Genomic DNA, 12,577 nt, shown 5'->3' with positions numbered 1-12,577 from the left:
GAATAACGAATAACGAATAACGAATAACAAATAACGAATAAACGAAAAGCGAAGCGACCTAACACCAAAAACCCAAAATCCAACAAATGAACATCTCAGTAGAACTCACCTTAACACCATTGCAAGATGACTTTGAAACGCCCATTATCAACTTCATAAAAAAGCTGCGAACTTCCGAATATACAGTATTGGAAAATCCACTAAGCACACAAATATATGGTGATTATGACGGAATTATGAAGCTACTGACAGCTGAGGTAAAAACAGCATTTGAAAAAGAAGAAAATATTCTACTAACGATGAAAATTGTAAAATCAGACAGAAGTAACTATGAGCGAGTTTTTTGAATTTTTAGCGAAACCTTATGAAAACGTTTCATGGTTTATGATTATGCTGGAATTTACTGCAGCAGCGTTTGGTATTGCAAGTGTTTGGTTTGCAAAACAGGAGAAAATTTGGGTGTATCCAACAGGAATTATCAGTACAGTAATTTACATTTATATCTGTTATCATGCAGTTTATTATGGCGATATGATTGTAAATATTTACTATTCTATCATGAGTATTTACGGTTGGTATATGTGGACACGAATTCGAGAAGACGCAAAACTCGAAATCTCCCGAACCAACTTCTGGGAAAAGCTGACAACGATAGCTATCTTTTTATTTACAGCAGCTTTTACGTATGTTGTGTACATACAAAGTGGCGATATAAAAATTCACTTAAATGTGACAGAAACGTTCGATTTGGTGTTTTCTAACCTTGGATCTATTGCAGAAATAAAAACAATTACACCATATTTAGACATATTTACCACAGGAGTTTTCTTTTCAGGAATGTGGCTCATGGCGAATAAAAAGATTGAAAACTGGATGTTTTGGATTTTCGGAAACATCATCTCTGTTCCACTATATTTTGTAAAAGGCTACGGTTTTACAGCGCTACAATTTGCAATTTTCTTAATTTTAGCCATCTTTGGATACATCGCATGGAGAAAAACCCTGAAAAACAAAGCACAAGAAGCTTCAAAATAGTTGTATTTGGACCTGAATCTACAGGGAAAACAACACTAGTAAAGCAACTAGCCGCGCATTACAACGCTGGTTATGTGGCTGAATATGCGCGTATATATGCGGAAGAAAAACAGCAAAAAGGAGAAAAATTAACGGCTCAAGATGTAATTCCAATTGCAAAAGGACAATTGCGTTTGGAATGTAAAGCTGCCAAAAACAAAATACTAATTTGCGACACTGATATTTTAGAAACACTAACGTATGCACGAATCTATTATCCTGAGTTTAAAAGTAAAACGCTCGAAAAATATGTGCAAAAAAGTACTGCGAATTTCTATTTTTTAACTTATATTGATGTGCCTTGGGAAGCTGATGGCATTCGCGACTTACCTCAAAAAAGAGAAAAAGCGTTTTTAGGATTTCAGCAAACCTTACAAACCTATAACCAACCCTACCAATTGTTAAAAGGAACTATGGAAACCCGTTTTCAAAAAGCCGTTGAAACAATTGATAAACTGCTAAGTGTACATTGAATTTTTTAGAAGAACATACAAAACAAATTGAAGCAAGAGGACTTACATTGCTTCAAGTAAAAGAACAACTGCACAAGTTTGAAAAAAAAATACCGCATGCCGATGTTACTAAACATGCAAGCGTAGCACACGGTATTTTACAAATTACAGACGAAATTGAAGAAACACACATTCAAACGTATGCAGAAGAAAGTAAAGACTTAGAAGTCATCAAGTTTACACCTGCTTCTGGAGCGGCAACGCGAATGTTTAAGTTTCTATACAAATTTCTTCAAAATTACGATCCCAAAAAAGAATCGATCAATTCATACATCAACAAAGAAAAAGAACCCGAAATTCGACTGTTTTTTATCGGATTAGAAAAGTTTCCCTTTTATGAAGATGTACTCGATAAGATGGATAAAACAGAAATAGATCGAATCAAAAAACCAGACGAATTCAATCGCGATTTTGCACATACTTTATTGTCAAAAACAGGTTTAAATTACGGAAACTATCCAAAAGGACTATTGCCTTTTCATAAATATGCAAATCACCGATCAACACCATTTCAAGAGCATCTATTTGAAGCGGCAAGTTATGCGTGTAGAAACGGAATTGCTAAATTACATTTTACAATTTCAAAACAACATTACGACAAATTTAAAGCGACCGAAAGCAAAATTCTTCCAACTATTAAAGACAAAACAGGCTGCGAATTTGAAATTTCATATTCCTATCAATTAGAAGAAACGGATACTATTGCTGTAGATCTAAAAAACAAACCAATTATAGATGCCGAAGGAAATTTGGTGTTTAGACCTGGCGGACATGGCGCATTAATTGAAAATTTGAATGCAATGGATGCAGATTTAATTTTCATTAAAAACATAGACAATGTTGTTGTAAATACGTATTCGGAAGAAATATTGCGCTACAAAAAAATTCTTGCCGGAAAGCTTATCTCGTTACAGCAAAAAGCGTTTAAATTTATGGAAATGCTGCAAAATGGTGTTTCTGACGAAGAATTACATACAATCTTAAACTTTTTATACACTGAACTTAATGTGCAAATCAGTGAGGAATTTGAAAAATACTCACGAAAATATCAAATTGAATATCTCATCACAAAACTAAACCGACCAATTCGCGTATGTGGAATGGTGAAAAATGAAGGAGAACCTGGTGGTGGACCATTTTGGGTAAAACATGAAAATGGTTCAATCTCCTTGCAAATCGTAGAATCTGTTCAAATAGACAAAAAGAACGAATACCACCAAAGTATTCAAAAACTAGCGACACATTTTAATCCTGTAGACATTGTTTGTGGCGTAAAAGATTATCAAGGAAACAAATACGATCTTACGCAATTTGTAGACCGAAAATCGTACTTCATTGCTTCCAAATCGAAAAGTGGTAAAAAAATAAAAGCATTAGAGCTACCTGGCTTGTGGAATGGTGGAATGGCATTCTGGAATACGATTTTTGTAGAAGTTCCTTTGGTAACTTTCAATCCTGTAAAAACCATAAACGACTTGCTAAAACCTACGCATCAAGTAAAATGACAATTCATTGTCATTCCTGTGTAGACAGGAAGCTACTTAAAAGAATTACTCTATGTAGTTAGAGCGAATATTATTGAGATCTACCTAGAATTTTAAACCTTTCAATTCAATAAAAAAGCACGCCGAGAATAATCGTTATCGTTGTCATGAATAATTATTCTCAGCACTACTTTTCTCTAATTTCTAATTAGAATGTACATGGTGTTCCATCTGGATTTTGTCCGTTTCCAATTGTGTGTCCACAACGGTGATACGCAGTAATTTCGCATAAATTAGCTGATGGACAAAAAGTGGTTGCACCTCCAACAATTTCATTTTCATTTCCTACTTTAGAAATCTTTGAAGTTTTTAGAGATAATTTATTGTTTAAATGTTGTTTTTTCATAATAATTGAGTTTTGATATTAAAGTGTAAATGAACTAAATTTCAGTTACTTACAAAAAACATACAAACCGTAATTCGATAATTAAAGGAAGATTTCAGAAGTGTTTAAAAGCTAAAAAAATAAAAATTGCATTGACAATAAGCTAGTTATGGCTATTGTCAATACAATCTCAATAAAGTACTACTTACAAATCAATTTAAAATTTGAAATAGTATCATTTCAATAAAAATGGACTAAAAATTACACGGAGTTCCATCAGGATTTTGTCCGTTTCCAATCGTGTGTCCGCAACGAATTGCTTGTGTAATTTTAATTGGTTCTTCAGTTATTTGGCAAGTATTTACATCAGAAATAATGCAAGGATTACATGTAAATGATCCACCACCAATAATTGCTTGTTGCGTTGTGAGATTAGAAACTTTTCTAGCTTTCAAGGAAAGTCTCTTTTCGAATTTTTGTTTTTTCATGAGTATAAAGTTTTTTGGTTTCATATTAAAGTTACTGATTTTCAGTCTATTTTCATATCTATAGTTTTAATTTTCTTACGAACATTGTATGATTTATAAAAAAGGCTAAAAACCCGACAGCTAGAATTTTTATTTAAAAAAACACAGCGCAATTAAAAAAACTAGTTTACTTTTGCTGCATCTCAAAGGGGTGCAATTTGGAGTCAAAACCAAAACGCTGAGATTATACCCAATGAACCTGGGCAGGTAATGCTGCCAAGGGACAAACCAAATTGTTTCGTACAATTTGGTATGCCGACAGTCATAGTCTGTCAACATCATCTATTAATTTTAACCAAGAATAATTACCCCTTTTATTCGTAACAAAACGTATTACGAATATGAAGAATTTATTCGCTTTTTTATGCCTTTTCGTACTGTCAGTCAGTATGCAAGCGCAAAATTTCAAACTATCAGGAACCGTTTCTGATGAAAAAGGAACTCCTTTATTAGCAGCTACTGTTGCTATAAAAAACGCTTCCGTAGGAACCATAACTGATTCTGATGGAGCATATGCGTTAAGCATTTCCCAAGGCGATTTTGAAATTGTCTGTTCCTTTGCGGGAATGAAATCTGTTACAAAAAAAGTAACAATCACAGGAAACACAACGCTTAACTTTACGTTGTCAAGTTCGCAAGAATCGCTAGATGCTGTACTAATTTCAGCAGTTCGTGTCAATGCCGATTCACCAATTACCTATTCAAACCTAGAAAAAGAAGAAATTCAAAAACGAAACTTAGGACAAGATGTGCCCGTTTTGATGAATTTCATGCCTTCGGTAGTAACCACTTCCGACGCAGGTGCAGGTGTTGGATACACAGGAATTCGTGTGCGTGGTAGCGATGCCACACGTGTAAACGTAACCATTAACGGAATTCCGTACAATGACGCCGAAAGTCAAGGAACATTTTGGGTAAACATGCCCGATTTGGCTTCTTCCACAGAAAGCATTCAGTTGCAACGTGGTGTAGGAACATCAACAAACGGATCGGGCGCTTTTGGTGCTAGTTTAAGCTTACTTACAGATGCTGTTTCAGATGAAGCTAACGGAGAAATTTCAAACTCGTTCGGAAGTTTCAATACCAGAAAACACACAGTAAAATTCAGCACAGGAAAACTAGCTGAAAACTTTGAATTGGCAGGACGTTTATCAAAAATAAAATCTGATGGATATATCGATCGCGCATCTTCTGATTTAAGCGCATACTTTTTACAAGGTTCGTATGTGACTGAAACTACATTAATAAAAGCATTGGCTTTTGGTGGACATGAAATTACGTATCAAGCTTGGAACGGAATTGACAGAGAAACGCTAGAAAGCAACCGTACTTTTAATCCTTCGGGACAATTTACGGACGAAAACGGAAATGTGCGTTTTCATGACAATGAAGTAGATAATTACAGACAAGATCATTATCAATTTCATTGGAATGAGAAAATTTCAGAAAACTGGACCACAAATCTTGGATTAAACTACACACAAGGAAGAGGTTTTTTTGAGCAATACAAAGAAGACGAACCTTTTGATGAATATGGTTTTGAAGAAATTGAAATCAACGGAACAACGATCAATGAAACAGATTTAGTACGCAGACGTTGGCTCGACAATGATTTTTATGTAATTAATGCCAATGCAAACTACAAAAAGAACAATTTGGACATGGATTTTGGCGCCTTTTTAGGTGTGTATGATGGTGATCATTTTGGAGAAGTAATTTGGGCACGTTTTGCAAGCGATAGCGAAATAAGAGATCGTTATTACGAAGGAAATGGAAAGAAAAATGAATTGAGTTTCTTTACAAAAGCAACCATTCGTGTCAACGATAAAGTAAGCCTTTTTGGAGATTTACAATTGCGAAATGTAACCTATAAAACTTCTGGAATTACGTCTGATTTAGTACCTTTTAATATTGACGAATCATATGCATTCTTCAATCCGAAAGCGGGAATTAACTACCGAATCAACACAAATAATAGTTTGTATTTTTCGTATGCGAGAGCAAACAGAGAACCAAACAGAAGCGATTTTGAAAACAACAACGAAGTAAAACCTGAGCAACTAGACGATTTTGAATTGGGTTGGCGTTGGAACGGAGAAAACTTCACCGTAAACACAAACGCATATTATATGTTGTACAACGACCAATTGGTGCTAACAGGCGCGTTGGACGATACAGGAACGCCATTGCGTACAAACAGTGGAAAAAGTTACCGTTTAGGATTGGAAATTGATGCAACTTTACAACTAAGTGAGCAATTTACATTGCGGCCAAATGTGGCAATAAGCACCAACAAAAATGTTGATTTCATTACGTCAAGAGATGGAAGTTTAGTCGATTTAGGAAATACAGACATCTCATTTTCACCAAATTTCATTGCAGGAAATATTATGAGTTATGCGCCATCACGCAACTTTAAAATATCATTATTATCTAAATATGTAGGGGAACAATACATGGGGAATATTGACTCAAATGTTTCAAAATTAGATAGTTATTTTATCAATGATTTGAATTTTGCCTATGAAATCAAAATGAATTCTGTTTTCAAATCAATCACTTTTACAGGATTGATCAACAATGTCCTTGGAGTAGAATATGTGTCGAACGGATACTTCTTCACATTTGATGATACGTGGTCAAATCCAGGAACAACTACAACTGTTGAAGGCGCAGGATTTTATCCGCAAGCAACGAGAAACTTCTTAGTTGGAATGACTTTACGATTCTAAAATAAACACTTACCATACTATTACATTGCAGAGAGGCTGTCTAAAAAGGCATAATTTCGTCAAACCGAACTTGATTCGGTTTCGCATAACAGTTGAAAATCAGCTTTATGAGATTCTGGATCAAGTCCAGAATGACGACTTTTAAAACTTTCCAGACTGCCTCTTTTTTATGTTTTTATATTCTCAAAAGAATTACTCCTTATACATGCTTAAAAAGAAGCAATGATTTGATTATAAATTTTTTGTGTGTAATTACAGTGATGATATTTTATAAAAACGCACAGTCTTTCCTTTTTTCACAGAATTAGAATAGCGTATTTCGTTCCATCATTAACTAAACAATATCATTATGAAAAAATCAAATCTGAGCAAATTCATGCTCAAAAAAGTAACGGTGAGTACAATGCAATTTTTAAATGGAGGTGCTTCTACAGCAGCGAGAGCCGGAAGAAATGCAGCTCCAGCTGGAAAAACGCCACAGGGTAGTTGTAATGGTCAAGATGATGACTGTGACGGATAGACTTCCGAGTAAAAGACTATTAAAAAGGAATATTAATTAGTAAAAAAACTATTATGAAAAAAAGAATCTTAAAAATTTAAAATTAAAGAAAGCAATCGTTAGTCAAATTAATGGAGGCGCAAATAACGACGGAGCAAATAATGCATCTGATACGGTAAGAAGTGGTACAGGTGCGTCAGGAACAGTAGGTAAGTATACTTATTATTTACACTGTTGGAATGATAAGACAATACATCCATATATCTGTTACTCGTATTATTGTTAATACAATATGAAAGTTACTATATTGACCCGTTCTAAAAAAACAGTATAGTTTTTAAAACGGGTCATAGATTTTTGTGTAAAAAAAGTTTTAGGATTAATTATTCGAAATCGTAATGATATCTCCCGATTTTGTAGCGCGATAATTTACCATTGGATAACTATCCATTCCTTCCACAGGATTCAATAACTGTCCGTTGGCTAAACTATATTCGTAATCTTCACAAGAACAAGTTGCTAATACACCATTGATGTCCATCGTAGAACAACTACTTGGTACATGATTTGGACAACTCGCTTCCCAAGCAAAAAACTGATCGCCAGACAAATTAAATACAAAAAATCCGCGAACGCCGCCGCCATTTCCAATATACGTAGAACCACCTGCAAAGCGCAAATTGTCAAACTGTGGTAAATTCAGATTCACCTGAAATTGTACTAAAGTGTTCTGTATAAAAGGATTATTATTCACTCCATCATCATCCGAATTACACGACAACAAACATGCAACAGCACAACAAATAATCAAAAAACGTTTCATTTATTTAAAATTTAATAAGTTCTGCAATTTACGCAAATCATTTTTTTAAAAACCAACATAGACAAGCACTTTAAATATTTTCTTATATTTGTAGAACAAATCCCGTATCTAATGGGATTTTTTTGCGTTATACAATCCACAACAGTGCAATTTACAACGCAAAAACATCTATGAATAGATAGAAAACGAAGAAATTATGAGTAAAGTATCTTATTATACAGCAGAAGGATTAAAAAAATTAAGAGACGAGTTAGATCAATTAAAAAATGTTGAGCGATTTAAAGCTTCTCAAGCCATTGCAGAAGCAAGAGATAAAGGCGATTTAAGCGAAAATGCAGAATATGATGCTGCAAAAGAAGCACAAGGATTATTAGAGATGCGTATCTCAAAAATGGAAAACGTATTATCTACTGCACGAATCATTGATGAAAGTCAGTTAGATACTTCCAAAGCATTGGTATTATCAACAGTTCGTATCAAAAATACAACCAATGGTATGGAAATGACGTATACCTTAGTTGCAGAAAGTGAAGCAGATTTAGCCGCAGGAAAAATTTCCGTGACATCACCAATTGGAAAAGGATTATTAGGAAAATCGGTTGGCGAAATTGCAGATGTAAAAGTGCCAAACGGAATTATGAAGTTTGAAGTGCTAGAAATTACACGTAGCTAACAGTTCAAAAAAAAATAAATCACAGCAAAATCCTTTCTTACTTGTTAAAAAAGGATTTTTCTATATGTATAAGCAAGAACTTTTTTATCTTACAACAATACAAATTTCAACTCATGGCCTCAATTTTCACCAAAATCATCAGTGGAGAAATTCCATCTTATAAAATAGCAGAAGATGAAAATTACTATGCTTTTTTAGATATCAATCCAAATGCAGTAGGACATACGTTGTGCATTCCGAAACAAGAAGTAGATAAAATTTTTGATCTTTCAGAAGAAACTTATATAGGATTAATGAAATTCTCAAGAAAAGTCGGAATCGCTATCGAAAAAGCCGTTCCTTGCCTGCGTGTTGGAATCTCAGTCATAGGTTTAGAAGTGCCACATACACATGTACATTTAATTCCGTTGCACAATATGGGAAGCATGGATTTTAAAAACAAAGAAAAACTAACGCCAGAACATTTTGAAGAAGTTGCGGCTAAAATTCGGGCGGAACTTTAGTGGATTATGAATGTTAAATTTTAAATGTTGAATTGAAAATATTTCAAAAGATTCAAAATACAAAGCACTTCTCGATACAATTTTCTTCATTCTATTACGAAAATCACTCGAACTGACGTTTTTGAATTCTACCGAAATACCAAGAGCAAAGCGATACTAAAGCGAAGCGTGACTAACAATCCAAGAGCGAAGCAAGTCTAAGAACAAAGCGAATCTAACCAAGTCTACACAACCGTTTTTAACGAAATTTGCATCGTAGTGCCTTTGCCAAGTTCCGATTTCAACACCTTAATTTTTCCGTTGTGATAATTTTCTACAATACGTTTTGCGAGCGATAATCCCAATCCCCAACCGCGTTTCTTACTTGTAAAACCTGGCTGAAAAACCTTTTTAAAATTTCGTTTCGGAATTCCTTTTCCGTTATCAGTAATTAAGATTTTTACAAAACTATCTGTAGATGTAATTTGTAGTTTCAAATCGCCTTTTCCTTTCATGGCGTCAATCGCATTTTTCACCATATTCTCAATGGTCCAACTGTATAATTGTGCATTAATTTCGCTATAAATAGGCGTTTCGGGCGCTTCAAATGTAAAGCTGACCAATTTTGAAGTTCGTGTCAGCAAGTAGTCGTACGAATCTTTCGTTTCTTGAACAATATCCAAACGTTGCAATGTTGGAATAGAGCCAATCTTAGAAAAACGTTCTGTAATTGTTTGTAGGCGATCAATATCTTTCTCAATCTCTTTAATATAATCGGGATCTACATTTTCGGTCTTCAAAATCTCTGTCCAACCGACCAAAGAAGAAAGTGGTGTTCCAATTTGATGCGCAGTTTCTTTCGCCATTCCTGCCCATAACTTATTCTGTTCGGAAGCTTTCGAAGCACTAAAAAAGAAATAGGCAACTGCGGCAAACAAGACAATAATTAGCAATAGTGCAAGCGGATAATATTTGAGTTTGTTTAAAGCAGGAGAATTACCATAATATAAAGTGCCTAATCTAACTTTACGATTCAATTGTTCATCAAAGTAGGAAATATTAATTGGTTCATTTTCTTTTGCAAATTGCTTTATTTTTCTTTTGAGATAAAGAGAGTCCTTTATTTTTTCCTCATCCATATTTTGAGCATCCATTATTCCTTCTGTTGTAACAGATATTCTAGGATTTGAAGTATTACTACTCATTACCTCTAAGTTTAGAGTGATGTTATCATTATCATTGGCAGTTCCTTGACTTATTTCAGAAACTGCAAGTGCAAAAATCTCCATTTTGGCACGTTCTTCTTGTTTAAACTCTTGAAAGAAAATATACGTATTCCACAAAATCCCTGAAACAATCGCAAAAGAAGCGAGAATCAATATCCAGCGAATTAAAACAGGTTTGTTTTTTAAAATCATACAAATACTTTGAAACTACTAATATAAACGAAAAGAAATAGTTTTATTGTTTGATGTGAAACTTAAAGTGAAAACGAACGTCATTCCGAACTTGATTCGGAATCACAAACAATTTTAAGATCAAGTGATACCAAATCAAGTTAGGTTTTAAGCTTCTAACATTTCCTGACCTAAGAGATTGAAAGTTTGAAAATGTCCAGTTCCATCATTAGGAATTCTCAATAAGTATACACCATCTACTAAATTGTGACAATGACAATTTGAGACGTCACCAGCAACCACGTTTCCATCTGTGCAAACTAATTTGACTACTGTATAATCACTTCCGCCCAAAATGTCAAACTGTTCTCCTTTTGTCAATGCTTTTACACCATCAACGTTTTAAATGTTTTTAATCATAATTAAAAAGTTTTAGTTATTAATTTCAAATATAACGACAAAACAAAATAAATAGTATTTAAGCCTCAAAAAAAGTAAGTAATGACGCGCTTGTGTCGAAAACAGATGTTGTTGAATTTTATATTTTTAAGTGAATCGAATAAAATATCCTTTCACTAGAAAATTAGTTGTTAAAAACCGTGCTTTCACGTTGATAACTATTATTGTATGCTCCGCTTTTTTATAGTAATTTTGTCGCACAAAAACATGAAAATGCTATCCATAGATCCAAAAGAAATTCCAACTGCCAAGCTACACGGGTATTTATTAGGTGCCGTTGCGCCAAGACCAATTGCCTTTGCAAGTACAGTGGATGCAGATGGAAATCCGAATTTATCGCCGTATAGTTTTTTTAATGTATTCAGTGCCAATCCGCCAATTATGATTTTTTCGCCTGCGCGAAGAGTTCGTAATAATACCACAAAACACACACTTGAAAATGCAATAGCAACGAAAGAAGTGGTAATTAATGTGGTAAATCATGACATCGTGCAACAAATGTCGCTCAGTAGTACAGAGTATGCAGAAGGCGTAAATGAGTTTGAAAAAGCTGGATTGACGATGTTACCATCTGAAAAAGTAAAACCGTTTCGTGTGGCAGAATCGCCAGTGCAATTTGAATGCAAAGTAAACGAAGTCGTCTCGTTAGGAAATGAAGGTGGCGCAGGTAATTTAATTATTTGTGAAGTTGTCAAATTACACATCAATGAAGCTATTTTAAATGATCGCGGAACAATAGATCATTACAAAATTGATTTGGTAGCCAGAGCAGGTGGAAGCTTTTACAGCCGAGCACGCGATGGATTTTTTGAAATTCCAAAACCAATTGCAACCTTGGGAATTGGCGTAGATCAAATTCCAACAGACATTCGGACAAGTACAATTTTGACAGGAAATGATCTTGGAATCTTAGGAAACGTAGAAAAACTACCAACCGAAGCAGAAATACAAGAATTTATACAAACAACTGAAATTACAATTTCAGACACAACAGAAACAAAACATAAAGCAGCGCAAACATATCTTGCGAAAGGAGATGTGCAAACTGCTTGGAAAATCTTATTAGCAAAATAAATAACATGGAAGTACAGGGAAAAGTAAAAATGATTGGGCAAACGCAGACGTTTGGAAACAACGGATTTAGAAAGCGTGAAATTGTTGTAACAACAGAAGAGCAATATCCACAACACATTATGGTGGAATTTGTACAAGATAAAGTAGACTTATTAAATAGTTTCCAAGTAGGACAACCTGTAAAAATCAGTATCAATTTACGTGGTAGAGAATGGGTAAATCCGCAAGGCGAAACAAAATATTTCAACTCTATTCAAGGATGGAGAATTGAAAGCGAACAATCGCAGGGTCAAGCGCCAGCAGGAATGCCGCCAGTGCCACCAGCAGATGCTTTTGAGCCAGTAAACGATTTTAAAGAAGAAGATCACGACGATTTGCCTTTTTAGGGAATTGAAAGAATCATAAAAAAAACCTCATAGCAGCTTGTTATGAGGTTTTTTTGGTTTATGAGATTTT

At 34.3% G+C, this 12,577-nt stretch carries 15 protein-coding genes; 10 read left to right on the top strand and 5 right to left on the bottom strand.

Annotated elements, in window-relative coordinates; translation table 11 throughout:
- Window positions 1–86: 86 nt before the first annotated feature.
- The 4 genes from AB8B65_RS05095 to AB8B65_RS05080 are packed head-to-tail and all read left to right on the top strand — an operon-like array spanning window position 87 to window position 3,091.
- Window positions 87–347: a YkoF family thiamine/hydroxymethylpyrimidine-binding protein gene (locus tag AB8B65_RS05095; RefSeq protein ID WP_405299776.1), complete on the top strand. Its 261-nt coding sequence runs from the start codon at window positions 87–89 to the stop codon at window positions 345–347.
- On the top strand, window positions 331–1,035 hold the full coding sequence (gene pnuC, locus AB8B65_RS05090) for a nicotinamide riboside transporter PnuC (RefSeq protein ID WP_405299775.1): 705 nt from the start codon (window positions 331–333) through the stop codon (window positions 1,033–1,035). The genes AB8B65_RS05095 and pnuC overlap by 17 nt, the downstream gene beginning before the upstream one ends.
- On the top strand, window positions 990–1,547 hold the full coding sequence (locus AB8B65_RS05085) for an AAA family ATPase (RefSeq protein WP_405299774.1): 558 nt from the start codon (window positions 990–992) through the stop codon (window positions 1,545–1,547). The genes pnuC and AB8B65_RS05085 overlap by 46 nt, the downstream gene beginning before the upstream one ends.
- Window positions 1,544–3,091: a DUF4301 family protein gene (locus tag AB8B65_RS05080; protein ID WP_405299773.1), complete on the top strand. Its 1,548-nt coding sequence runs from the start codon at window positions 1,544–1,546 to the stop codon at window positions 3,089–3,091. Before AB8B65_RS05085 ends, AB8B65_RS05080 begins: the two co-directional genes overlap by 4 nt.
- Before the next feature lie 187 nt (window positions 3,092–3,278).
- Here the strand turns inward: AB8B65_RS05080 and AB8B65_RS05075 are convergent, their stop codons facing one another.
- Together AB8B65_RS05075 and AB8B65_RS05070 are read right to left on the bottom strand one after the other, a co-directional pair.
- Entirely contained in the window at window positions 3,279–3,476 is a 198-nt protein-coding gene (locus tag AB8B65_RS05075; RefSeq protein ID WP_405299772.1) for a hypothetical protein, read from the bottom strand.
- Between the two features lie 233 nt (window positions 3,477–3,709).
- The gene (locus tag AB8B65_RS05070; RefSeq protein WP_405299771.1) at window positions 3,710–3,943 is read right to left on the bottom strand and encodes a hypothetical protein; all 234 of its coding nucleotides are present in this window, start codon (window positions 3,941–3,943) and stop codon (window positions 3,710–3,712) included.
- Window positions 3,944–4,323: 380 nt separating this feature from the next.
- On the opposite strand from AB8B65_RS05070, the gene AB8B65_RS05065 reads away from it, so the two are divergent.
- Entirely contained in the window at window positions 4,324–6,714 is a 2,391-nt protein-coding gene (locus AB8B65_RS05065) for a TonB-dependent receptor (RefSeq protein WP_405299770.1), read from the top strand.
- Between the two features lie 349 nt (window positions 6,715–7,063).
- A complete protein-coding gene (locus AB8B65_RS05060) occupies window positions 7,064–7,234 on the top strand; it encodes a hypothetical protein (protein ID WP_405299769.1) in 171 nt (56 codons plus the stop codon).
- A gap of 358 nt (window positions 7,235–7,592) precedes the next feature.
- Here the strand turns inward: AB8B65_RS05060 and AB8B65_RS05055 are convergent, their stop codons facing one another.
- A complete protein-coding gene (locus tag AB8B65_RS05055; RefSeq protein ID WP_405299768.1) occupies window positions 7,593–8,036 on the bottom strand; it encodes a hypothetical protein in 444 nt (147 codons plus the stop codon).
- Window positions 8,037–8,232: 196 nt separating this feature from the next.
- Here AB8B65_RS05055 and greA point away from each other — a divergent pair, with 196 nt between their 5' ends.
- On the top strand, window positions 8,233–8,709 hold the full coding sequence (greA, locus tag AB8B65_RS05050; protein ID WP_405299767.1) for a transcription elongation factor GreA: 477 nt from the start codon (window positions 8,233–8,235) through the stop codon (window positions 8,707–8,709).
- Between the two features lie 113 nt (window positions 8,710–8,822).
- The gene (locus tag AB8B65_RS05045) at window positions 8,823–9,212 is read left to right on the top strand and encodes an HIT family protein (RefSeq protein WP_405299766.1); all 390 of its coding nucleotides are present in this window, start codon (window positions 8,823–8,825) and stop codon (window positions 9,210–9,212) included.
- A gap of 224 nt (window positions 9,213–9,436) precedes the next feature.
- Here AB8B65_RS05045 and AB8B65_RS05040 read toward each other — a convergent pair whose 3' ends face one another.
- Both AB8B65_RS05040 and AB8B65_RS05035 read right to left on the bottom strand, forming a co-directional pair.
- Window positions 9,437–10,609 carry a sensor histidine kinase gene (locus AB8B65_RS05040; protein ID WP_405299765.1) on the bottom strand — a complete coding sequence of 391 codons (1,173 nt, stop codon included), beginning with the start codon at window positions 10,607–10,609 and terminating at the stop codon, window positions 9,437–9,439.
- 147 nt (window positions 10,610–10,756) lie between these two features.
- Window positions 10,757–10,969 carry a hypothetical protein gene (locus tag AB8B65_RS05035; protein ID WP_405299764.1) on the bottom strand — a complete coding sequence of 71 codons (213 nt, stop codon included), beginning with the start codon at window positions 10,967–10,969 and terminating at the stop codon, window positions 10,757–10,759.
- Between the two features lie 291 nt (window positions 10,970–11,260).
- Here AB8B65_RS05035 and AB8B65_RS05030 point away from each other — a divergent pair, with 291 nt between their 5' ends.
- Together AB8B65_RS05030 and AB8B65_RS05025 are read left to right on the top strand one after the other, a co-directional pair.
- Window positions 11,261–12,121: a flavin reductase family protein gene (locus AB8B65_RS05030; RefSeq protein ID WP_405299777.1), complete on the top strand. Its 861-nt coding sequence runs from the start codon at window positions 11,261–11,263 to the stop codon at window positions 12,119–12,121.
- A 5-nt stretch (window positions 12,122–12,126) separates the two neighbouring features.
- Complete coding sequence (locus AB8B65_RS05025; protein ID WP_405299763.1) at window positions 12,127–12,507, top strand: DUF3127 domain-containing protein; 381 nt, start codon at window positions 12,127–12,129, stop codon at window positions 12,505–12,507.
- Window positions 12,508–12,577: the final 70 nt, after the last annotated feature.

It is taken from the genome of Kordia sp., from assembly GCF_045105435.1.
Taxonomy (GTDB): Bacteria; Bacteroidota; Bacteroidia; order Flavobacteriales; family Flavobacteriaceae; genus Kordia.
This window is presented reverse-complemented; position numbering and strand designations above follow the sequence as displayed.